This is a genomic window from Candidatus Uabimicrobium amorphum (assembly GCF_009002475.1).
Taxonomy (GTDB): Bacteria; Planctomycetota; Uabimicrobiia; order Uabimicrobiales; family Uabimicrobiaceae; genus Uabimicrobium; species Uabimicrobium amorphum.
Map to the genome: position 1 here is coordinate 165,221 of NZ_AP019860.1, position 23,056 is coordinate 188,276.

Here is a 23,056-nt window from a genome sequence, read left to right on the forward strand (position 1 = left end):
ACAATAAAAATCTTTTTGTTCTATTTGTTGTGTGGCCTTAAAAAATCTATTTCTATCGCCCTTTAGCCTTTTTATGTTAACAAATATAATTTTTTATGTCAAACGATCTGTTTTTATTTTTATCGCTTTTTTACCAATGGTTCATACAAGTAAGTAAGTTGTAAAAATCTAAAGATCACAGTTATTTTTCATTGAAAACCTGTAATTAATCAGTACAATAATCTCTAATAGAAAATCTATTATTATAAATAACTTAATGTAGTGGTATTTCTTACATTTATACTGTGGTGAAAACAACCGTTTTTCTTTGAATTTTTTAATAATTGTTTTGTGACAAAAACTTATGGAACGACCTCTTGTACCCAACTATGAAAAACTCGATCGTTTTGACTTTGTTGTTCCTGCTGGGGCGACGAATTGTCGCTTAGATCAGTACTTGGTAAATTGCTTTTCTCAATATACACGCTCTTTTATCACAAAGCTGATTAAAAACGGTGATATAACCGTAAATGGAAATACTGTAAAGCCAAGCTCTAAAATCAAAGTAGGGCATAGAATTTTTATTTCTCTCCCACAACTAGAACCACTGGAATTAAAGCCAGAGGCCATACCCTTAGACATTCTATATGAAGATGAGTATATGGCAGCTGTCAATAAACAACCTGATTTAGTTGTTCATCCCGTCAAAGGACAAAATGGAGGAACTTTGGTAAATGGTTTGTTGCATCATTTTGCAAATTTGTCGGAAATAAATGGTTATATTCGTCCTGGGATAGTTCACCGCCTTGATCGTTTTACAAGTGGCGTCATACTAATCGCCAAAACCAACTATGCGCATGCTTTTTTAGCAAAGCAGTTTGAAAACCGTGAAATACAAAAAGAGTATATCGCGATAACAGAAAAACCAATTGAATGTAAAAAAGGCAATATAAGTCTCCCTATCGGGACAGATCCTCGTTGTAGGGAAAAGATGTGTGTAAATCATGGCGGTAGACCCTCAGAAACAAATTATGAAGTTCTTTGCAACTATGCTCAGTTTTCTTTTGTTCATGTTTTTCCAAAAACAGGGCGTACTCATCAAATACGAGTCCATCTTAAGTCTTTGGGAAATCCAATAGTTGCTGATGATTTATATGGGGCAAATCCTAACTTAACAGTGGATGACATTCTCAAAAGTTTTACAGGTGAAAATGTAAAATATGAAAAACAGCTTGCGGAAGAAAATCTTTGTGGTACATTGATTGACCGACAAGCACTTCATGCGTGGAAAATAAAATTTATACACCCGCAGACAAAAAAAGAGATGCTTATCCATGCCCCGTTACCACTAGATTTTCAAAAAGTGTTAAAAGCACTAAACATACTTTGGCCGAATACGGTAGTGGATAAGTTTTTATCATAAGGTAAAGAAGAGTGACAATATGCAAAACGTAACCACGAATTTCTCATACGATGCAGAAGACAAAAGAATCGGTATTATTAGCATTTCGGGCATGATAGATTTGTCTAATGTTGGAGACTTTTCGCAATTTTTGGATAAAGTCTTGGAAGTGACCTGTAATATTTTGATATTCAATCTTAGTGGATTGACGTATATGAATAGTACTGGTTTTGGAGCTTTAACCTCTAGAGCAATGAATGAACCGAAGTTTAAAATTATTTTTTGCAATTTAGAAAGTAATATTAGCGAAGTTTTTTCCATGTTTGGTCTTGATAACGTTTGTGATATCCTTCCCGATTTAGAATCGGCGATGGAAGTAGCAAAAACTCTAGTTGAGGACGGGACATATGATCGAGAATCTTCTATAGAGGAAATAGAGGAACTAGAGGACGAAAGTGAACGAGAATTACATGTTGAAGAAGAGCAAAATACCAGTCAGGTGACAACCGAAGCGACAAATGCTACCGCAAACTCCGCAGCGAGAATGCCCACGCCTACGGATGGAACACCTTCGACACATGTTCAATTTCCTACAATAAAGCGATGTTTGTCTTGTGGGAAGAAGATTAATTTTCGAACAACTGGTCACTATCGATGTCCACGATGTAAGTCCATTTTATTTATAAATAACGAGGGAACGCTAAACCTCATTGAAAACCCCTTATCTCCGTCTTTGCCCGCGGTACCTGAAAACGAAGGTGCGCCAGATGAAATTACTATTATTTTTCCTTCTGATACGAACTACTTGAGCAAAATTCGCGATTTTATTATGTCTTTCACTAAGGCAACATTTGACGACCAACAGCGCGATAGTATCACTATGGCTGTAGATGAAGCGTGTAGCAATGCCATTGAACATGCGCATCATTTTGACCGCAATAAAAAAATTCACATGTCTGTTTTAATCAACGAAGAATTTTTCTCCATTACCATTACTGATAGCGGTGTCAATACCTTTAGTGAACATCTAGTTCAGCCTGATGACGACCAGATTAAGAAATCCGGTAGAGGCATGGGACTTATTTTAATGAGAAGAATGATGGATGAGGTCAATATTCGCAAAACCGAAACAAATGGTACATCTATCAGTTTAGTTAAATACGCAAAAGCATAATTCTATAGTTAGATAGCAAAATGGTTTTATAATTTTGATTGTGAGTAGGAACTATCCAACACTTGATACGAACAAACTGTAAAAACACAACTGCTTTTAGATGTAGTTTCAAATAAAGCGAACTGTTGGGCATAATTACCCAATAATTGATTTGAGTGTTTTTAAATTTACTATAATGTAAACAATCGATATCAAACTTATAATAATGCAAACGCCCCAAACAATGTAGTATAGATTTGCCGGATTTTTAGGAGAGATAATGACACTACTACGGTTATGGTTAAACTCTTCTTGAGTTGTTTCATTTTCTTCTTCTACGATTTTATGACAAGACGGACACTTATCCAAATTGTTTGAAAACGGTATTTTGCATTCATCACATTCTAAATTTAGAACTGCTTCTGAATCTATTTTGGGTATTGTTACTTTTCTTTGGCAAAGAGGGCAATGTAGTTGACGTCCTATTTTTTTTACGGAAGTTTTAATCCTCTTTCCACATTCACATTTAAATTTTATTTTCATTTTTTTTTCGGGAGATTTTCATGCCTTTAAAGATTAGGTGTTCCTGTGGAGCCATACTTTTAGCTCCAGAGGAAAGAATTGGCCAGACGGGAAAATGTCCTTCCTGTAACCGTTCAATCGCTGTAGATCTTTCTATGTCTAAAACACAAGAAATTATGCATAAGTTGGAACTGGAAAAAACTCAGCGAATGGAACAGCAACAACTGAGCTCCACCCAACCTATGAATTCAAATATAGCAAAAAAATCTCTTATCCACAAGATGCTAGCACTATTAATTTACATTGTTTTCTTAGCATTAGTTTTCGGAATCACTATTCTACATTACAGCGAAGATATCCGTACGGTTGAAATCGAGAGTGCTGTTTTGAAAGATACATGGGAAGATTGTAAAGAACCACTTTATGAAATTCGCGAAATACATCGAGCATGGTTTCGAAAAATGTTCGGAGGAAAAAATACCAGTAACGACTCTAGCGAAATGGTTGAACGTAAAATTAATGAATTGTGGTACAAAAAGGTTATTTTGCAGAAACAGTAGGTGCAAACATCTATTTTCCAATGCAAAATTTACTAAAAATTTCACCTAAAATGTCTTCCGTTGTTACCTTACCCACTATTTCTCCTAGGTAATCGAGAGATAAACGTAGGTCTCCTACAATAAACTCATATGATGTTGCGTTTTTGAGATCATCGATTACTTGTTCTAGTATTGTTGCTGTTTGTTTGACAGCAAAATGTTGGCGAGTATTTAGTAAGATTTCATTCTTGTTTTGTTTGATTTGCTCCGCCTTTGCGACTAGCCAACTTTTGATAGTGTCTAGATTTTGTGTTGTAGTAAACGAAGTGGAGAAAATTGTATCACACTTGTCCATGAATATTTGTTGATCTATTTGTGATGGTAGGTCTACTTTGTTGTATAAAATAGCCAATGGAGTTTCGTGGGGTATAATGGCGAACAACTGTTCGTATACTTCTTTATAAGGTGTTGAAGAATCTAATATAAAGAGAGCAATATCACAATTACGTAAAATATCCCTACCTTTTTTCTGCGCTTTGTGTTGTAAATCGACCGCTTTATCTTCTAAGCCAGGCGTGTCGATTACATTGAAGCGAATACCATCTATCACAATATAATCCTCTACCCAATCCAATGTTGTTCCCGAAACATCGGAAACGAGTGCTTGGTTTTTCTCAACGATTAGATTGAAAAATGTAGATTTACCGGCATTTGGAGCACCACAAATACACAGTTGTATGCCATGTAGTGATACCTCTTTATTTTTTTTATGGAAACTACACAGGAGATCGAAGACAGGTTGCAAATTTTCCAATACATAGTCTGCAGGCAGTGGGTCTATTTCCTCATCTGAAAAATCAATATGAGCCTCCATGAGTGCTACAACGTTTAAGATCACCGCTTGCATTTCTTCTATCTGTCGCGATAGTTGTCCGGTCATTCCCAAAAAAGCTGATTTTCTTTCCGCAGTCGTTTTGGCGGCAATAATTTCGGCCACTGCCTCTGCCTGAGTTAAATCCATCTTTCCAGATAAAAATGCTCTTTTGGTAAATTCTCCTGGTTGTGCGGGTTGACATCCCCCCATGATAAATTGTTGTACGATAATGTCTAGAAGTACAGGAGATGAAAACGTGTGTATTTCAATGATGTTTTCGGAGGTATACGAAAAAGGAGCTTTCATTAGGTACAAGATTACAGGAATGTTCATTTGCCACTGTTCTATGAGAAGATCACTTTGACACCACTTATGCTTTTGTGGTTTGATTTCTTCTACAGTGAACTTTGAGGTAATCGTAAAAGCCTCTGGGCCTGAAATACGTATTACCCCACGATAGGATTCGCCCGATGTGGATGATACTGCGACAATGGTGGAGTTATTCATGGAGATGTTCACTTGTTAAATATGTGATGTTGAAAGTGGAAAAAGTATACCTGGAATTAAAAATTAAACCCAAGTGTCATCCCTGACTTGATCAGGGATCCAGGCGTTTATAAGTTAACTTTACATTGTGGATTCCTGCCTTCGCAGGAATGACACGTTGGGGAAGTTTCGTTTTATTTAAAGGAATTAAGCTTCTTGTTTTTCCTTTAGTTTGCGAATAATAAGTTGTTCGCCAATACTGATTAGGTTAACCGTTAACCAATACATTACCAAACCAGAAGGAAGACTGTAAAAGAGGAACCCAAAAAAGATTGTCATGAACATAAATATCTTTTGTTGTTGTTGCATTTCTGGGCTTTCCGGCCTTGGCATTAACTTTTGTTGTAAGATCCATAGCACGGTCATGATGATAGGCAAAATGTTTAGATAATCACCAAATACCGAGTTGAATAAGGACCAGTCTACTAACATGAAACGATCTGGTTGCGCAAGGTCTGTCACCCAGAGAAATGTTTCTTGTCTTAAGAGTATTGAGTACTGTAGTGATTGGTATAAACCAATAAAAATAGGAATTTGGATGAATATAGGTAAGCATCCACCGACTGGTATTGGATTCACATTGTGCTTTTTGTAAAGGGCCATCATTTCCTGATTTAGCTTTTGGCGATTGTTCTTGTATTTCTGCTGTAGTTTCTTGAGTTGTGGTTGTATCACCTTCATGGATTTTTGATATTTTTGCATAGACAATTGCTGTTTCTTTGTCAAAGGAAACAAAATCAGTTTTATACATATTGTCATGCAAATAATTGCAATACCATAATTACCAAAAATACCTGCGAATAGAGTTGCGACAGCAAGTAAAAATCGCGCGACAAAATCAAACATTCCAAAGTCTTCTAAAAGAGTGAATTCTTTGTTATCTTTTGCCAAGTCAACTTTACTGCCTGCACGGAAATGAAATTGTAGAGTTTTGCTTTCCCCTTTTGCAAGATCGAATGAGGCAAATTGCAAAATAGGTGCAAAAAGTTTGATGGCTTTTAAATCTTTCTCATTTGGCGTTTCGCCTTTTTCGCGTTTCGCACTTATGTTTTTCTGTATATAGAATATGTCAGGAGAAAAACTTTGTGAAGTGATTCCCGAGACTTCTTTGGGGTTGACTGCCTCGATGACGGTGGAAAAATATTTGTTGTCAATGGATAACCATGAAAAGTTATTTTGTATGGAAAAATCATCCGCAGTAGCAGTATCCAAGTACTCGTAAGAAGATACTGGATTTCCTTTATGATTGCGATAAAAGTGGTGTAGCGTAATAAACTGGCTTACAGTTTTATCTGCACATTCCCAACTGATTCCACTTGAACCACCAATTGCAGGGCTACAGGTAACTTTTTGGTCTTTTGTATTGGTAATAACCACTTCCCCTTTGATGATATTTTCATCGGTGAAAGTGAAGATTTTTTTGTACAGTACACCATTATCCGTTTTGGTAAAGATGAGTCGTCGTGGATTTTTATCGGTTTCGTTGATTACATTCCATAGTAAACTTGATAAAGAAGATGCACTGAGCTTTTCTTTGTTTCCTGTATTGTTGGCAAAAGTGAGCGACAGATGGCGTGTATTGAATTCGGGTATAATGTCTAGCCAGTTTTCTTGGTTGTTCTGCCAGCCTTCTTTTTTCTTGTCTGTGTCTCCAGTAACGTATTCTTTTAACTTCAAGGAGACCAAGGAACCTCCTTTGTTTGTCCATGTCATGTAGTATTTTGGCGTTTCGACAACAAACTTTTCATCTTCAATATCTTGTTGTTGTTTTTCGTTTTCGTTGTTGTTTTCGTCGTTATTTTTGTTGTTGTTTTCGTTATTGTTTTCGTTGTTGTTTTCGTTATTGTTTTCGTTGTTGTTTTCGTTGTTGTTTTCGTTGTTGTTTTGTTCTTTCTTCTGTGCGTTGTCGTTTTTCTGCGCATCGTTATTGTTTTGCGCATTGTTGTTTTGCTGCACCTGCTGCTGTTGCTCTTGTCGTTTTTTCAAGGCAGCTTGTCTTTTTTTTACCATTACTTGTCCCCAAATCATGAGGAAAAGTAAAGAGAGAGACATTGCAAGAAGAAATCTTTTTTCTGGAGTCATTGAAATGTTCCTGTTTGATGAATTAAAAAAAAGCATGCTATTTAAGCATGCTGCAAGCTAGAGAATCTTATAAGAATTAGGAAAAGGGGAAGTTATGGAACTCCATATGGATGGTGTTCGAGATATGTTGTTTATCGACCTTCTTCTAAACGAACAGCTAAATAATCCGCAAGGTCGTCAACAGCTCTAATTTTTTCCATGGTTTTCTTGTAGTCGTATGGAAGTCGTTTCCATTCGATGATCTGATTTTCTACGTCAAATAAAACGTAGCTTGCTCGATTGTCACCATCGCGTGGTTGACCAACCGAACCAACGTTTATCAGCTTTTTCCCAGGATAAGAAGAAATTTCAAAGCGGTTGCCTAGGTTTCGAGAGTATTCAAATTTTAGATCATCGGTAAAAACACCAGGTATGTGCGTGTGTCCACAAAAACATACACCGCAATTTTCAAATTCCATGAAAATGGATTCCATTTTATTCTGGTCTTTTATATCTTTGGGAAGTACATATTCGCGGGTTGGTTGTCTTGGAGAGGCGTGTACGTAAAGAACGCTTTCATCTTTTACTTTTTTTCTCAACTCACCCAAGAAATCCCAAAGTTCGTAATTTTCTTCTTGATCGTACTTATCCGAGTTAAGTTGATCTCTTGTCCAATCAATAGCCCTACGAGCTTTAACATTGAAGTCTTGTGCACTGAAAAGTACTGCTTCCTCGTGGTTGCCGCAAAGTGTAAATTCGCTACAATTACGCACAATCTCTATACATTCCCGTGGGTTTGGTCCATAACCAATTACGTCACCAAGACAAAAAATTGTGTCAACATTTTGCTTATTTATATCTTCCATTACAACGGTTAAGGCTTCTATATTGGCATGTATATCCGAAATTAGCGCTATCAAACTATTTCTCCATACTTGGGAAGGTAAAATTTACTTTGTATCTTGTATTTTTAAAATAATTTTACGATATTATTCTACAAAAATGATTCGATGTCAAGACATTTTTAACATGATGTCAATATCATGAAAAATAGTCTAAACTTGCTTCATAGCAAATACAATTATGGTTACGATTAGAAGAACAGATACAGCACCAATAATTCCGAAATACAGCTTGTTGTTTTTGTTCACACCGCCCTTTTTACGGGAACCAGCATTGACAAAATCAGAACTGTCAGATTCGAGAAAGCGTCTTTCTGCATGACGTGTAGGTATTAAAGAGTTATCATTTTCCCAAATCACTTTTTCACCGTAGAATTTTTCGATAGGCATAGCTTGGTCTAATCCTAAGGCGTTTTCAATTTTGGCTTTCATGGAAGTTTCCTGTTGGATTCTACGATAGATTTGGTTGGTAACACGCAAGCCAAGAAAACACATCATTATAGTTGTGACCGGGCCAAAAAGAAAAAATAACACTGGAAAACCTTTTCCGTAGAAATTGACAAATCCCGAGAGTGTGATCCCTAATATAGCAAAGCATACCGCAGAATAGAAATTGGTAAAACGAAACAAATCTTCGCGAAATCCACGCGTTCGTGTTTCGACAACAGAGTATAATCGTATTAATTCCTCTCGGGAAAACCCTTCCTTATCTATTTTATACCACATGTAGAACCCTTTCTAAATTCAGTTATGAGGTTGTGTTTTTTTAGTTGCTAGTAGTGTTATGACGTTGTTACTTGTCAAAGTGTTTGTAATCATTTTGTTTCAGTTTGTCGCAGTGGGCGAAAACTCTTCGTTTATACTTTTTCCGAGCGCACGATAACGTGTCGTTAGAATACGCAATGAAGTGTTTCTGCGTAAAGCAAGGAGTAACGTATCATATAGTTTTTGATATGCCTGTAACTTTTGCTTTTTGTTTTCGTCTAAAAAAGTGTGCATATTGGACAACGCGTTCTGAATATTATGGTGTGCATCTACTACCGCAAGAACACTCTTTCCTAAACTATTTTCTAAATTTCTGTGCTCGGCAAACCACGATAGAAAAAATTGTCTGTAAGAAGGAGCTGTGGGATTTTTTGCAAAATTTCCCGCCAAATGTCCTACAGGATCTATTGGGGAGCGATACTTCACAACTCTAGAATCACTAATAACATAACGATCTTTGTTTGCACACGATATCAACAATAGGCATAATGCGAAATTACAGATAAGGATTTTCTTGTAGTAAGTAATTTTCATAGTAATCGCGAATTCCTTCTTCTAGGCTCCTAAAGCCTTGACTAAAGCCCATTTTTGTTAATTTGTCCATGCTAGCTTCTGTGAAGTACTGATACTGAGAACGAAGGTGCATAGGCATATCTATGTACTCCACTTTATAGTCCAAATTCATCGCTTTAAATATTGCGGCGGCAAGATCATTCCATGTTCTCGCTTTTCCAGTTCCCACATTGAATATTCCATTGTGTTGTGGATTGTCTAGAAACCACAGCATAACATCAATACAATCCTTTATGTAAACAAAGTCGCGAAGTTGCTCGCCATCTTTATAAGGAACTTTATGAGATTTAAATAGCTTTAAAGAACCGTATTCTTTTATTTGGCTAAACGCCTTGTATGCCAGACTCGCCATACTTCCCTTGTGGTATTCGTTTGGACCATAAACATTAAAAAACTTTAGGCCGACACAGGAATTATCTAAATTTTCTTTCTTTATCCACTGATCAAATATGTATTTGGAATAACCATAGCGGTTTAGTGGACGAAGTTCTATGTCTTGGCTATCTACATAGCCGTTGGCTCCGCTACCATATGTTGCAGCGCTACTCGCGTAGATAAAACGAATTTTTTCTCTCATGGACCATTTTGCCAGTTCAACGCTATATAGATAATTGTTGTTGTATAAATAATCAAAATCTTCTTCGGTCGTTGCACTACAAGCGCCCATATGGATAATTGCTTTTACCTGTGGAAAGGTTCCGCGGCGAACACGATCTAAAAAATTTTCTTTGGGTATGTAATCTTTGTACGTTTTACCTAAAAGGTTTTTCCATTTTAGAGAAGTTCCAATATTATCAACAATAATAATATCATTAATGCCGCGATCGTTGAGTTTTTTAACAAGAACGCTGCCTATGAAGCCAGCTCCCCCTGTTACAATATACATTTCTGTCGCCTTTCTTTTGAGAGTAAACACTACTTTTTAGTGTTGAGACAGTGCGTCGTGTCCAAAATGTGCTTTATGTCAAAAATATTTTTGTGTGGTTTATCTTTGTGACATTAGGCTAGCAAATATGCCGAAAATATTTCCATTCACTCCTTTTGGCAAGAACAAAATATTTGGCGAAGTTTAAGCTATTGTGAAAAACGAGTGTACAATATAGCAAAAAAATAATGTCTGGTGCAGGGAATAGTTTGAAAAAATCTTGGAAAAATTGTGTATGGTTTGTTATCCTTTAATTACAAATAACGTTTAGGCAACTCTTAGAGAACTCCCTAACAAATTGCAAAACAGTTAACCGTTTAACGGTATTTTAAAATTCCTAGCAGAAAAGGTCAATGTAATGGATGCGGCCATGAATGGTAAAATGAAATTTGGACAATTAGCTGTTTCTATGGGACTTGTATCTTCTGCACAAGTGGAAGAATGCTTGCAAATACAGAAAACACAAGCGATTGGGCAACCTTTGGGGCAAATAATGGTCCAAAGAGGGTACATTTCTTCTGATGCAGTGTCTGGTATCTTACAACGTCAAGCTCCACAAGATTTAGATGATGATGATTCTTCCGATATGGAAATCGAAGAAATCGATGAAATTGATGATTTTGATGAATCTTCTGTTGAGATGATGGCGGATGATATTTCAGACGAAATGATTGTGGAAGATGAGGATGATGAACCTGTAGAAGATGGTATTCCGTTAGATTTAGGGTATTCCGATAGCATGAAATTGGAAGTAGACAAGAACGAATCCCCAGATTTCGATATTAATTCTGCGCAGGATATTTTTGTTGATGATGATTCTGATGCTCAAGATGCTGTTGCTCTAAGCGTGACCGACAATGAAGAATCTGCAACGCCTGAACAACCTTTTACGGCTTTTGATACTGGTTCTGGTGCTGCGTTTGACCCCAACTCTGGAAGTGATTCCGGTTTTGATGTGGGAGAAGCAAGTCCTTTTGATACGGGAGCAAGTACTCCTTTTGATCCTACTTCCGGAAGTGATTCCGGTTTTGATATCAGTGAAGCAAGCCCTTTTGACGACGGGTCAGGCACACCATTTGACATAAGTTCTTCCGAAGTAGAGCAAAGTGATCCATTTGCCGGTGGAGATCAAGGAAGTGATCCATTTGGTGGATCGGGAACACCGTTTGATTTGGGAGACAACAGCTCTCCATTTGATGTTGGTGGTCAACAAGCAAGCGATCCGTTCGCTGGTGGACAGCAAGGCAGTGACCCCTTTTCGAATGACGTTCAACAAGGAAGTGACCCATTCGCTGGGGGAGAACAAGGAAGCGACCCATTTGGTGGTGGAGACCAAGGAAGTGATCCGTTTGGTGGATCAGGAACACCATTTGACTTAGGAGATAGTAGTTCTCCATTTGATGCAGGTGGACAACAGGGAAGCGATCCGTTCGGCGGTGGTCAGCAAGTAAGTGATCCTTTTGCTGGCGGAGATCAAGGAAGTGATCCGTTTGGCGGTGGTCAACAGGGAAGTGATCCGTTTGGCGGTGGAGATCAAGGAAGTGACCCATTTGGCGGTGGCCAACAAGGAAGTGATCCGTTTGGCGGTGGAGATCAAGGAAGTGACCCATTTGGCGGTGGCCAACAAGGAAGTGATCCGTTTGGCGGTGGCCAACAAGGAAGTGATCCATTCGGTGGATCGGGAACACCATTTGACTTAGGAGATAGTGGTTCTCCATTTGATGTTAGCGGTGGCCAACAAGGGAGTGATCCGTTCGGCGGTGGAGATCAAGGAAGTGACCCATTTGGCGGTCAACAAGGAAGTGATCCTTTTGCTGGCGGAGATCAAGGAAATGACCCATTTGGCGGTGGCCAACAAGGGAGTGATCCGTTCGGCGGTGGAGATCAAGGAAGTGATCCATTTGGTGGATCGGGAACACCATTTGACTTAGGGGATAGTGGTTCTCCATTTGATGTTGGTGGTGGTGATCAAGGAAGTGACCCATTCGGCGGTGGTCAACAGGGAAGTGATCCATTTGGCGGTGGCCAACAAGGAAGTGATCCATTTGGCGGTGGCCAACAGGGAAGTGATCCATTTGGCGGTGGCCAACAAGGAAGTGATCCATTTGGCGGTGGCCAACAAGGAAGTGATCCATTTGGCGGTGGCCAACAAGGAAGTGATCCATTTGGCGGATCGGGAACTCCATTTGACTTAGGAGGGGGAAGCGATCCATTCGCTGGCGGCCAACAAGGAAGTGATCCATTCGCTGGCGGCCAACAAGGAAGTGATCCATTCGGTGGAACAAATCCCAACGACATTTTTTCAAACCAGCCGGCCACAGGTGGTCAAGATTCTTTTTTTAACCAATTTCCCGATACAGGAAATAATAGTGGATTTGATATCTTTGGACAACCTAACCAAGGTAGCCAAATAAGTCCGGAAGAAGACGCTACCATTTCCGAAGAGCAAGAAGGGGCGATTGATTTATTTTCTCAGTCGAGTATTGATAAAATTACCACAGGTGAAGAAATAACCTTAAGTGACAATGGTGGACCAGGTGAAAGTGGCTCTTTCTTTAGTGGAACACCAAATAGCCAAAATCTCGATTCATTTTTTGCTGGTCAGGGGGGAGATCCTTTCAACCCAGCTAGTGATCCGACAATTGATTTGTCTGGCGGTAACAACAACATGCCGATGAATAACGTTATTGATTTGGGAAATTCACAGAATATACCAAGCGATACATTCGGGATGCAACCTATTGCAGACCCCATTAATTTAGAGAATTCGATGAACGCCAACGATTTCGATCCTCTAAGTGCATCTGATCCAACAATTTCCTACGAAAACAATAATTTATTAACAGGCGAACCAAACGCACAAACACAAGAGTGGGATTGGGAAAGCATTAATAATCAGAATCAGCAACTTCCACCTGATTCCGATATAGAGTCTGACTTTTTTAACCCACCAGATCTGCGTAGTGACATTAAACCTCCGCAACCACAAGGTGGTGGTTTCGATTTACCAGATGTTGTGAATACCGGTGACGTAACTATTGCGGCTCCTGCGAATCCTAATCCAGGCATGGGGGCGCCGCCCTTTCAACAAAATATAGGAACATTTCCACCAACGGATTCACCATTTGCCGGTGGTCCTCCTGCGGCACCACAGCAAAACAATTTTGCCGCACCAAAAGCGACTCCTTCGTCGCGAAGGTCACAAAGTCATAAGAAAATTAATATACCAAGACAACGCGGTTCACGCATATCACGCCGTGTTAGTGCACGCTCTGAGCGTTCGAGCCTTAGCAGTAAAGAAATAAAATACTTGCTAGCGGTACTCATTTTCTGTATTGCGATATTAATCATTGTTACTGTTGTTGTCTTGATGAAGGGTGGAGAGCGCCGCGTCGGGGAGATAGATAACAACACGGAAAATACCGAAGTGGCAGAGGTAAGCGAAGACGGCCAGCCAGTAAACGATATCACTAAAGATCCTGAAATCGATGAAAGTACCCTGGCGTCCTACTATAAAAGTGCGCAAGAGTCTATGGAGATTAACTCTCCACCGCGCACACGAGAGGCAATAAAAAACCTGAGTTACATCATCAGTAAAAGACCTGATTATGAACAAGCGTATTTTCTTCGCGCCAAATGTTTTTTTCGTAGTAATCGTTACCGTGAAGCAAAACTTGATGCGGAAAAAGCTCTTGAGAGCCTGAGCAATCCCACAGAGTGTTACTATATTTTAGCTGTGTGCGCACAGAAAGATGAAAATTACGAGCTATGTATTGATTTTTGTAACAAAGCTTTAGATTCTGACCCGGGCTTTCTGAAAATTAAGTCCGTAAAAATGAAGGTGATGAAGGCAAAAGGGTTGCTCATTGACGCACTTAAATTGGCCAAAGAATTGCAAAACGATGGCTACCGAACAGCAAAAGCCGATATACATGAGGCTAGAGTTGCCATACTTGAAAGAGTTCGTGGGCAAAAACAATACGAACTACTTGATCAAGCTGTCAATATTGATCAAGGCTATGCTCCATTTTACTATGAGCTTGGAATTAGCAATTTTCGAACACAAGACGACAGTTCCTTGCAAAAAGCAGGGCAGTATATTGAAAAGTTTTTAAGTATGTCAAAACCTGACGATAGCAAACTTGACTACTTGGTGATGAAGGAATTACATCTCTTCACAAAATACAAAACAGGCAATGGAAGTAAGAAAGTCGCTATCTTTAAGGAAGTTTACAAAAACATTCAGGGGAAAAGGTTTATACACTTGCCGTGCATTTCTTTAGGAATTATTGCCGACGTACAAAGAGTTTCCCTCAACAGGGCAATCAAAAAAAAAGAATCACCGCGTAATATAAAAAAAAAGGAAAAGGCTTTGCTAAATTATATAATACTGGCAGCAAAAGCTCGCTCTTATATGGTAAACCCCAGATTTCGCCAGTATTATCCTCGCATTCTTGGTTTGTTAGACGAATCCTTTAACACCATTGCTTCATTTTTTTCCGAGTACCAAGCAAAAATAAAAGAGTTTGCCGCAAACAATCGCAATATGCAGCGTTTTCAAGACTACGTGCGCATCGTCGTCAAAGAAGCTCCACGAAACAATGTACTAAAATTGAACGATACGATACTCCGTTTTGACGAAGAGTACGTTCACACTTCGATCGAAGTGAATGCCGCTAGAGAGCTTGCCGTACGCCAAAACCAATACCAAAAAGTTCATATCAGGCGTGGGAATAAACTCATTGACATTGACATCAAAAAAATTGCTCCGGGACCTCAATTTACGCACGAACTCTTAAAGAAACGTTAAAACATAAGCTGAAACTCAAAATACCAACAGCAATCCTACCACTACTAAATGCATTTTGTATACCTAAAATACTATTTTCACTACAGAGTGCTACAATCTTTTACCCACAAAATATTTATTTCAAGGGCGTTATCGCCCTGTCACGAGTTAAAATTTTTATATTAGAAAGTAAATTATGCCAACAATTTTAGTTACTGGTTCTCTAGCTTATGACTACATAATGCATTTCGGAGACACTTTTTCCAAGCACATACTTGCTGACAAAATCGATAAGTTAAATGTGAGTTTTACAGCGAGTGATCTGAGTAAGAACAGAGGGGGAACCGCAGGTAACATTTCCTACAGCCTTGCTTTACTGAAAGAAACTCCGGTCATTGCAACAACCGTAGGGAAAGATTTTGATGAATATCGCACTTTTCTAGAGCAACGTGGTATTGTTACCTCTGAGATCGTCGTTTTAGAAAACGAGTGGACAGCTTCTGCGCATATTATTACCGATTTAAATGCCAATCAAATCACTGCATTTCATGGTGGAGCCATGCTGGCAAATGATTTTTGCATTAAACCAACTCTTGATAAGTTTGACATAAAGATTGCAATTATTGCTGCTGATGGCAAAACGGGTATGTTGCGCCACGCCGAAACATTTCGCAATACAAATACCAAGTACATATACGATCCAGGGCACTCATTGCCAGCGTTTAACGGCGAAGAAATTATGAGCTTGTTGAATGGTTCGCATATCGTATTGGTCAATTCATATGAAGCGGATCTCATCGTGGATAAAACTGGAAAGAGTTTAGAAGAACTGCGCCAGCTAGTCGATTATTTTATCGTAACCCTTGGTGGCGAAGGGTCTGTCATTTATCATAAAGACGAAGAAACAAAAGTTGCCGTGGTAAAAACAGACAATTTTGTAGACCCGACAGGAGCAGGGGATGCTTATCGCGCTGGTTTACTAAAAGGTCTTGTAAATGATTTACCGATGGAAACATGTGGACAGCTTGCATCCACGGCCGCGTGTTATGCCGTCGAGTGCACCGGAACGCAGAACTTTGCTTACGATGCGGAAAGTTTCATCGCAAGATTTTCAGAAAATTATGGTCAGAATGAAGATGTAGTTAAACTTTTTAATGGGTAAAAAATGGCTGAATTAATTCCTTATTCATTTGGAAAACTTGTTACAAGGATATTTCGCGAATGGGAAATACAAAAATCTATCTTTGACATCAAGCAAAAATCCTTTTTTCATACTCCAGAGAACCTTGACTTTTCAATACAGTTTCACAATAAACGTGCGGCAACACCATTTGGGCCAGCCTCTGGTCCTCATGCACAAATGGCACAAAATATTGCCATGTCGTGGTTATGTGGAGCGAGAATTATAGAGTTAAAAACGGTACAAATTCTCGATGAATTGGACATTCCACGTCCATGCATCGATGTTCCTAACGTTGGTTACAATGTGGAATGGTCGCAAGAGTTAAAAATTGAAGAATCATTGCACGAATATGTAAAGGGGTCGATGTTAATCGATATACTAAAGCACAGTGGTATTGTCTCATGGCAAGAACGAGATCTCGACACTGTTTTAGATATTTCTTTAGGATACGACCTAAAAGGCATACAAAGTGATAAGATACAACATTACGTGAGCAAAATGCGTGATGCCAGTGATATCGTAGATTTGTACCGCCAACAAATTCCACAAGAGTATGCTCATTTACGCGACATTCCTTTTACAACAAAGATTGCAGATTCCGTGACTTTATCTACATTTCATGGCTGTCCTCCAGATGAAGTGGAAAAAATAGCTAGTTTTTTAATCCGCGAAATGGGGTTAAATACTATCGTAAAATTTAACCCCACTCTTTTGGGAAAGGCAAAGTTACGCGAAATTTTACACGAACGCTTAGAGTACACCGACCTAGTCGTTCCCGATAAGGCATTTGATGACGACATGCAATGGGATCAAGCCCTGGGAATTTGTGAGAGAATGAAAAAGTTGGCCACGGATTGTGGAGTGAGCTACGGGGCAAAATTTACCAATACTCTTATCGTCGAAAACTATCGCAAAGTTTTTGCGGAAAAAGAGGAAGTCATGTACGCATCGGGTGCACCGCTGCATGTATTGGCAATACAAATAGTTTCCAAATTTCGCGAACACTTTGGCAATGAAATTCCCATTTCCTTTTCCGCAGGAATTGCACCAAACAATTTTCATCACGCCGCATCACTCGGTTTTAAACCTATAACCGTTTGCACGGATTTACTGCGCAAAGGTGGTTATGCACGTTCGGCAAAGTATTTCCAAGCTTTGGCAAAAGATATGAAGAAACACAATTGCAACGATATCCCTAGTTATATCACTGCCCGCGCTCAAGAAAACGATAGTGAAGTTTCGAGTCTGTCGCAGGCGTTGAAAGTAAACAGTCTTAATTATGCGGCTGCGGTAGCTGATCCCGAAGGCGAATATCACCAAAGCAAACACACCAAAACCCCACCGAAGCCAGGTACGAAAATGAAAATATTTGACTGCCTGACATGTGACATTTGTATTCCTGTGTGTCCAAACCACGCCAATTTCTCGTATTTTTTAGAGAAAGGCTCGGTACCGGTAACGAAATTTGTGCGCAAAAATAGTATGTGGGAAAAACAGGAATCGGGAGAAGTTTCGGTGAATAAAAGGCACCAAATCGCAAACTTTGCTGACTTTTGCAATGAGTGTGGCAACTGTGATACTTTTTGCCCAGACTTGGGTGGACCATACATTTTAAAGCCACGATTTTTTAGTAGTTTGGAACAATGGCAAGAAGATAAACAGTTCGATGGTTTCTTTTTAAAGAAAACTTCTGACGAGGAAACTCTGTGGGCGCGTTTTGATGGCAATGAATACACTTTAAAAGTGGCAAACGATCACCAAGACTCTACAGCGGATTTGCCTCCTTGCGAATTTAACTATCGTGGAAAAACGTTTCGTATGACGAGCGAAGGAATACAAGGTGACGCCGCAGAAGGAACAGAAATCGACGGCACATATTTGATTTGGATGAATTTGCTACGCCGCGGTGTAAACCGTAGCGAACAAGTGAATTATGCCATGCTTTCTGGCGATTGCTGTTAAATAAATGTCCACATTCTTGTGGGCATTTTTGTTTGGGATTCATGATTGCAAACGGGTATCCAATTGTATTTGAGGGAACGGGCGGACACAAGGTCCGCCCCTACATTTCCATTTTGATTTCCATTGTCTAATTAAAGATATGACGATTCAGTGATTTCAAAAAATTTACCCAATCGTCAAATACCAACGCGTGCGAATTGAAATAGTAATAAGCCCACGGTTGTTCAAATCCCAAATTTAAGTGACGCTGTACACTTTTCATCACCCATTCCTCGGTCATTAAGTATATATCGATACTGCGCAAATTTTTTTCTTTGTAAAATAGCTTTTCTTGCATTTGGCTATGTAGGTTTAAACCTTTTATTTCGGCATTGACTTCAAAAAACAGGTGTTCGTCACATAGCGTTTCATATATTTCTTGAAAATCTTCTTCCCCACAAAAAATGTCTAAATCGATATCTAAAGTCGGCCAAGATTTTTCTTTGGTGATCTCATAGAAATTTTTTCCCGAAACGGGAACGCGAAACGAATCTTCAAAAACCACAGGATTATCGGCGATTGTTCCGCGTAGTGAGATCCCTACAGGTTTGGGCATGGCATTGGCTAAATATTGTGCTGTTTTTGTGGCAAATGCCAAAGTTGGTTCTATCGGAGCTAGGCATTTGGAGATTTCTTTGGCCAACGCTTTTTTTCCCTCTTTTTCGTTACTTTGGCGTGTAATGATCGCAATATCAATGACTTTATTGGTTTTTAGTTGTAGATAATCAGAACGGCTCTTTCCCTTAGGTGGTACGCCCAATAAACGCGGAGAAGGCAGACTGGATATAAACACGAGTTCTTCGTCTTCTTGTTTTAGTAGTTCACCTTCGTAGTTGTTTTTTTCCGCTATTTCTTGTAATTTCCTCTGATCTTCCACGGGAATCGAAATGATCTGAATGGGGAATTTTCGCGTCTCGCCATTGACCTCTATTTCAATTTTTTCATCTTTATATAATTCCGCTACCGCTTGGCGATATCCGCGAATACTGTGATAAGAGCGCAGGTCAATATAGTATTTGTGACTACGACTTCCTGGGTGAGAGAAGGCAAAATCTCGAAAACCAAAATGAAAAGGAGATGTTGTACCATAAGGTACTCCGAACCTTTCTTCGGAGTCTAATGTTTGCAATAAACGCGTGCATAAAATTTTGTTTTGGGCCGTCATTGATTTTCTCCTTTTTTGTCGAGGGTAAATTGGTCTAAAGTTTTTCCGTTGTCATCTACTGCCTGGATAAATATGCGATTAGTATCTATTTCCAAAAACCAAAAGTGCTTCGCTTGAAGCGCTTTTTCTATATAGTAACGTTTTTCCACAGAACGCGGCCTACGCCCGAAACTACCATCGCCCAAATAAATCGTTCCGCCTTGTTGTACAACGCGGTTGTTTTTGAGTCGTTTACTTCTTTTGAAAACATGGTCGTGGTGTTCTAGCCCTATGTCAAGGTTGTATTGATCAAATAACGGAAGCCACAACTGTCGTGCGGTGACACTGTCGCTATTGTCAAAGTCGCGGTGTGCAGGATACAATGGAACATGGTACATCGCTATTTTAAAAGTGCTGTTGTTGTACTTTTGCAGTTGTTTTTTTAACCAGCGACGCTGCGAAGAGTACGAGTATATATGATCGGTATCTAGGACGATTAATGTCGCGTGTTTACCTATTTTTCTCGTAAAGTAAGGTTTACCCCCTTGAAAGAAAAAACCGAAGTAAAAAGGGGCTTGTTTCCACAAAAGTACACGGTCTACCTCGTGATTACCTATGGCTAAAATCATCGGAATGAGATGGCCTTCTTTCGACACCATGTTGTCCTGCCAATGTTTAAACCATGAAATCCACCGTGGCAAATTTTTCTTTTCGCCATTCGCATAGGCAATGTCACCACCGATGAGCGCTACATCGGGAGCTTTAGCTGCGGCTTGTTGTAAGATCGGAACTATTTCGGTGTCAGCGTATCCCATATCGCCACCCGCAATTAAACGAATTTTTTGCAAAGGAGGTGTGCGGAATTTTTTGGTTTTACCTTCAAAATTTTTGCTGTGGTCATGAAGACGAAACGTATATTCGCAACCAGCGCGTAAATTGTGTAGAGTTGTGTGGTAAACGTATTGGTATTTGTTTTTTACTTTTGTGACCGAACCACCTACCGTTGAGCGAACGTAGACGTTGTCAATAAAAGGAATGCCTGTTTCTACGAATGGTTGTGTACCTTGTTGTTTGTCAGAAGAATAATTTACCAACAAAGAGGGAAAGCGCTTATTGGGAGAAAAGAAATGAACGGTGATATGATTGTGAATATCGTGTTGTTCCCAGGTCAAGTACGTGTAATTTTCTGCATGTATACAGAGGAATAAAACGACTACGACAGCAAACTTTTTCATCAAAAACCTCTTTTCGTTGTATCTCCAACGCTGATCGCGTTGGAGTGGAGATTATTTTGCTTTGCGCTGATATTCCATATCAACATTTACTGGTTTACCTGAAAGCATTTCAAATTGCAGGCGAATTTTTAGATTATCAGGTAATGAAGGATGGGATTCTGCACGTTCGGCATTGTCTTTTCCGGGTTCACCTTCGATCCATTTCACCGCACTCACTTGGAAAGGAACTGTGCATAGAGGTTGGATGTTTTGTGGTAAAGGTGTCTTTTCTGCTGTCATAATATCATCCTCTACCCATTTACCGTCTATTTGGAAAAAGGATTTTACTCCTAGTAGAGCATTGGGTAAAGAGCTTTGGTTGGCGATGATAAATGAGGTTTCAAAATAATTGCGGAAAACCTCGCCTGTTTTCCATACATCCTGAGCAGGTTGTACCTTGGAAGTCTGGCGAATCAAAATACGCGGGCGTTCTTTGTTGGATGTACGAAAAAAGATAAACGCACTTAATATTGCCGCAACGATAGAACCCGATAGACTCAGTATGTTCATGAGGTTTTCAGAAACAGAAAATGCAAGTAGATACATGTTTTTCCCGTCTAAAAAGAAACAATGAAGCCCCTAACTGCTAGCTTAGCTAGCAATTAGAGCATAGATATAGGTAAAGTTACATTGGCCATATCATAGCGAATATTTTTTGAAAAATAAAGCTATTTTCAAACCTTACTATCATTGATAAGACCACGCAACATATATACCAGTGATTGCTTGAAATACTGCGGATATCCCATTTTGAGATGCGCAAATTCGGTGATCTCAAACACCTTTTCTTGCGTGGGTGACAAATCGGTCATCGTGTAGAGGCCAATGGAGAGAGCTAGCTGTATTTGCAGAAATTTAATGGCATTTGCCACAGAGAGTTTTGGAAATATACTTTGCAAAACGCCACATAAAATTCCAAACTCTGACACCACCATTTTCTTGAAACTCACCAGTGTTTCTAAAGAAGATTTTTTTTCCAAATGTGCATAAAGTATCGAAATTAAATCTTGCATGCGCAAGTGGCGTTGTTGCACTTCAAACCACATTTCGGCAAATTCTTCGACCGAAAAAGCTTTGTCACAAACGCTAGACACAAAGTCCTTGCGCCATGTGACAATGTCGTATTTTAAAAACTCGAAAAATATTTCTTCTTTTGAGTTAAAATATTTGTACAAATTAGAACGCGTAAATTTTGCTTCTTTGGCGATAAGAGCGAATGTGATTTCTTCAAAACTACGCTCCTGATACAATCGCGCTGTAGCATCAATAATTTCTTGTATACGTTGTTGTTTTTGTTGTTCCGTTCTTGCTCGTTCCCAAGTCATAATTGTCCTGTAGTTTGCGGATTATTTTTTATTAAAGTACCCGTTGTCGATCATTTGTTGAAAAAAATCTGCGAGAGACTCTTGCAAAGGGCGATACTCCATACCCAATTCCTTTTTGCTTTTGCTATTGTCTGCCTTCCACGGATGATTGACATTATAACTGATCGCTTTTCTACTTAAACCAGGATTTACGATAGGACCAAATAACCACACCATGGCTTTAGGTAACGACTTTTTCGGGAATGGATACGCTTTGCCAAACTTTTCGCGCAAAATAGATGCGATGTGCGGAAAACTAGAAGACTGTGCTGAGATAATATAGCGTCCCTTCGCTTCGGGAATAAACGCACAACGCAAATGCGCTTCGGCTAAGTCACGCACATCAATCACACCAATCGCCCAGTTGGGCGTACCCATCTTAAATGTACCATCACCCATTTGCTTAATGAGCGCAAAGCTCTCCGAAGTACCAAATGGATTGATTCCTGGGCCAAGAACTAATGAAGGGTTCACCGTGACAAGATCCCAGCGATCCTGCTCTTTGCAAATATCCCACGCCTCTTTTTCCGCAAGCATTTTGGAATACGAATACGGTTGATGTTCTACCGACGAACTGGTGTTCCATACCTCTTCGGTAAGCGTTTGTTGCGGTGCGTTGTACAGATCGCGATTGTCACCATAAATCGCTGCACAACTACTCGTCAGTACCACACGCTTCACCGATTCGGTTTTATTTACATCTTCAAGTACATTGCGCGTTCCCATTTTTGCTGGTTCAATGAGTTCCTTTTGCGCATCTTTCACATCCAGAAAAAACGGTGACGCGGTGTGAAAAACCACCTGGCATCCCTGCATCGCTTCGGCGTACGCTCCTGGGGTAAGGAGATCCGCTTTAAAGTATTTGATACTACCTGGAGAATTTGCGGCGATTTCGTCGAGATATTTTGTTTTTTCTTTGTTCTCTGGTTGTCTAATCGCGGCGTGGACCACTAAGCCTTCTTCTAAGAGTCGCTTCACGACCCAACCCGCAACATAACCCGTTGCGCCTGTTACCATAACAGGTTTTGTTTTATCAATGTTCATGGCTTTTTCCTTTTGT

18 protein-coding genes are annotated in these 23,056 nt (G+C 39.5%); 6 read left to right on the plus strand and 12 right to left on the minus strand.

Going from position 1 to position 23,056, the window contains the following annotated elements; translation table 11 throughout:
• The first annotated feature begins 343 nt into the window (after positions 1-343).
• Together UABAM_RS00570 and UABAM_RS00575 are read left to right on the plus strand one after the other, a co-directional pair.
• Complete coding sequence (locus UABAM_RS00570; protein WP_151966042.1) at positions 344-1,402, plus strand: RluA family pseudouridine synthase; 1,059 nt, start codon at positions 344-346, stop codon at positions 1,400-1,402.
• Between the two features lie 19 nt (positions 1,403-1,421).
• Entirely contained in the window at positions 1,422-2,555 is a 1,134-nt protein-coding gene (locus UABAM_RS00575) for an ATP-binding protein (protein WP_151966043.1), read from the plus strand.
• 135 nt (positions 2,556-2,690) lie between these two features.
• Here the strand turns inward: UABAM_RS00575 and UABAM_RS00580 are convergent, their stop codons facing one another.
• Complete coding sequence (locus UABAM_RS00580) at positions 2,691-3,077, minus strand: hypothetical protein (protein WP_151966044.1); 387 nt, start codon at positions 3,075-3,077, stop codon at positions 2,691-2,693.
• 20 nt (positions 3,078-3,097) lie between these two features.
• Between UABAM_RS00580 and UABAM_RS00585 the strand changes: the two genes are divergently transcribed.
• Positions 3,098-3,616: a hypothetical protein gene (locus UABAM_RS00585; RefSeq protein ID WP_151966045.1), complete on the plus strand. Its 519-nt coding sequence runs from the start codon at positions 3,098-3,100 to the stop codon at positions 3,614-3,616.
• A gap of 10 nt (positions 3,617-3,626) precedes the next feature.
• Here the strand turns inward: UABAM_RS00585 and mnmE are convergent, their stop codons facing one another.
• The 6 genes from mnmE to rfaD form a co-directional block, all read right to left on the minus strand.
• On the minus strand, positions 3,627-4,976 hold the full coding sequence (mnmE, locus tag UABAM_RS00590) for a tRNA uridine-5-carboxymethylaminomethyl(34) synthesis GTPase MnmE (RefSeq protein ID WP_151966046.1): 1,350 nt from the start codon (positions 4,974-4,976) through the stop codon (positions 3,627-3,629).
• Between the two features lie 186 nt (positions 4,977-5,162).
• A complete protein-coding gene (yidC, locus tag UABAM_RS00595; RefSeq protein WP_173013053.1) occupies positions 5,163-7,097 on the minus strand; it encodes a membrane protein insertase YidC in 1,935 nt (644 codons plus the stop codon).
• A 131-nt stretch (positions 7,098-7,228) separates the two neighbouring features.
• Positions 7,229-7,996, minus strand: coding sequence for a metallophosphoesterase family protein (locus tag UABAM_RS00600; protein ID WP_151966048.1), 768 nt, complete (start codon positions 7,994-7,996; stop codon positions 7,229-7,231).
• Positions 7,997-8,131: 135 nt separating this feature from the next.
• The gene (locus tag UABAM_RS00605; protein ID WP_151966049.1) at positions 8,132-8,704 is read right to left on the minus strand and encodes a hypothetical protein; all 573 of its coding nucleotides are present in this window, start codon (positions 8,702-8,704) and stop codon (positions 8,132-8,134) included.
• A gap of 99 nt (positions 8,705-8,803) precedes the next feature.
• Positions 8,804-9,277 (minus strand): hypothetical protein, encoded by a 474-nt coding sequence (locus UABAM_RS00610; RefSeq protein ID WP_151966050.1) that lies wholly within the window; start codon positions 9,275-9,277, stop codon positions 8,804-8,806.
• Complete coding sequence (rfaD, locus tag UABAM_RS00615) at positions 9,240-10,202, minus strand: ADP-glyceromanno-heptose 6-epimerase (protein ID WP_151966051.1); 963 nt, start codon at positions 10,200-10,202, stop codon at positions 9,240-9,242. Before rfaD ends, UABAM_RS00610 begins: the two co-directional genes overlap by 38 nt.
• 409 nt (positions 10,203-10,611) lie before the next feature.
• On the opposite strand from rfaD, the gene UABAM_RS00620 reads away from it, so the two are divergent.
• From UABAM_RS00620 to UABAM_RS00630, 3 genes are all read left to right on the plus strand, one after another.
• Positions 10,612-15,051 carry a hypothetical protein gene (locus UABAM_RS00620; protein WP_151966052.1) on the plus strand — a complete coding sequence of 1,480 codons (4,440 nt, stop codon included), beginning with the start codon at positions 10,612-10,614 and terminating at the stop codon, positions 15,049-15,051.
• A 175-nt stretch (positions 15,052-15,226) separates the two neighbouring features.
• Positions 15,227-16,192 carry a carbohydrate kinase family protein gene (locus UABAM_RS00625; protein ID WP_151966053.1) on the plus strand — a complete coding sequence of 322 codons (966 nt, stop codon included), beginning with the start codon at positions 15,227-15,229 and terminating at the stop codon, positions 16,190-16,192.
• 3 nt (positions 16,193-16,195) lie between these two features.
• Entirely contained in the window at positions 16,196-18,175 is a 1,980-nt protein-coding gene (locus tag UABAM_RS00630) for a 4Fe-4S dicluster domain-containing protein (RefSeq protein ID WP_151966054.1), read from the plus strand.
• 127 nt (positions 18,176-18,302) lie between these two features.
• On the opposite strand, the gene UABAM_RS00635 is transcribed toward UABAM_RS00630, so the two are convergent.
• The 5 genes from UABAM_RS00635 to UABAM_RS00655 form a co-directional block, all read right to left on the minus strand.
• On the minus strand, positions 18,303-19,379 hold the full coding sequence (locus tag UABAM_RS00635) for a hypothetical protein (RefSeq protein ID WP_151966055.1): 1,077 nt from the start codon (positions 19,377-19,379) through the stop codon (positions 18,303-18,305).
• Positions 19,376-20,593, minus strand: a complete 1,218-nt coding sequence (locus UABAM_RS00640) for a metallophosphoesterase (RefSeq protein ID WP_151966056.1) — start codon at positions 20,591-20,593, stop codon at positions 19,376-19,378. Before UABAM_RS00640 ends, UABAM_RS00635 begins: the two co-directional genes overlap by 4 nt.
• A gap of 51 nt (positions 20,594-20,644) precedes the next feature.
• Positions 20,645-21,178 carry a hypothetical protein gene (locus tag UABAM_RS00645; RefSeq protein ID WP_151966057.1) on the minus strand — a complete coding sequence of 178 codons (534 nt, stop codon included), beginning with the start codon at positions 21,176-21,178 and terminating at the stop codon, positions 20,645-20,647.
• Between the two features lie 128 nt (positions 21,179-21,306).
• Entirely contained in the window at positions 21,307-21,957 is a 651-nt protein-coding gene (locus UABAM_RS00650; protein ID WP_151966058.1) for a TetR family transcriptional regulator, read from the minus strand.
• A gap of 21 nt (positions 21,958-21,978) precedes the next feature.
• Positions 21,979-23,040: an NAD-dependent epimerase/dehydratase family protein gene (locus UABAM_RS00655; RefSeq protein ID WP_151966059.1), complete on the minus strand. Its 1,062-nt coding sequence runs from the start codon at positions 23,038-23,040 to the stop codon at positions 21,979-21,981.
• Between the last annotated feature and the right edge of the window lie 16 nt (positions 23,041-23,056).

Excerpts from the sequence above, each read along its gene's own strand:
- UABAM_RS00570 (WP_151966042.1), top strand. The coding sequence starts at position 344 with ATGGAACGACCTCTTGTACCCAACTATGAAAAACTCGATCGTTTTGAC.
- rfaD (WP_151966051.1), bottom strand. The coding sequence starts at position 10,202 with ATGTATATTGTAACAGGGGGAGCTGGCTTCATAGGCAGCGTTCTTGTT.
- mnmE (WP_151966046.1), bottom strand. The coding sequence starts at position 4,976 with ATGAATAACTCCACCATTGTCGCAGTATCATCCACATCGGGCGAATCC.
- UABAM_RS00585 (WP_151966045.1), top strand. The coding sequence starts at position 3,098 with ATGCCTTTAAAGATTAGGTGTTCCTGTGGAGCCATACTTTTAGCTCCA.
- UABAM_RS00630 (WP_151966054.1), top strand. The coding sequence starts at position 16,196 with ATGGCTGAATTAATTCCTTATTCATTTGGAAAACTTGTTACAAGGATA.
- UABAM_RS00605 (WP_151966049.1), bottom strand. The coding sequence starts at position 8,704 with ATGTGGTATAAAATAGATAAGGAAGGGTTTTCCCGAGAGGAATTAATA.
- UABAM_RS00620 (WP_151966052.1), top strand. The coding sequence starts at position 10,612 with ATGAATGGTAAAATGAAATTTGGACAATTAGCTGTTTCTATGGGACTT.
- UABAM_RS00635 (WP_151966055.1), bottom strand. The coding sequence starts at position 19,379 with ATGACGGCCCAAAACAAAATTTTATGCACGCGTTTATTGCAAACATTA.
- UABAM_RS00610 (WP_151966050.1), bottom strand. The coding sequence starts at position 9,277 with ATGAAAATTACTTACTACAAGAAAATCCTTATCTGTAATTTCGCATTA.
- UABAM_RS00655 (WP_151966059.1), bottom strand. The coding sequence starts at position 23,040 with ATGAACATTGATAAAACAAAACCTGTTATGGTAACAGGCGCAACGGGT.
- UABAM_RS00650 (WP_151966058.1), bottom strand. The coding sequence starts at position 21,957 with ATGACTTGGGAACGAGCAAGAACGGAACAACAAAAACAACAACGTATA.
- UABAM_RS00575 (WP_151966043.1), top strand. The coding sequence starts at position 1,422 with ATGCAAAACGTAACCACGAATTTCTCATACGATGCAGAAGACAAAAGA.
- UABAM_RS00580 (WP_151966044.1), bottom strand. The coding sequence starts at position 3,077 with ATGAAAATAAAATTTAAATGTGAATGTGGAAAGAGGATTAAAACTTCC.
- yidC (WP_173013053.1), bottom strand. The coding sequence starts at position 7,097 with ATGACTCCAGAAAAAAGATTTCTTCTTGCAATGTCTCTCTCTTTACTT.
- UABAM_RS00640 (WP_151966056.1), bottom strand. The coding sequence starts at position 20,593 with ATGAAAAAGTTTGCTGTCGTAGTCGTTTTATTCCTCTGTATACATGCA.
- UABAM_RS00645 (WP_151966057.1), bottom strand. The coding sequence starts at position 21,178 with ATGTATCTACTTGCATTTTCTGTTTCTGAAAACCTCATGAACATACTG.
- UABAM_RS00625 (WP_151966053.1), top strand. The coding sequence starts at position 15,227 with ATGCCAACAATTTTAGTTACTGGTTCTCTAGCTTATGACTACATAATG.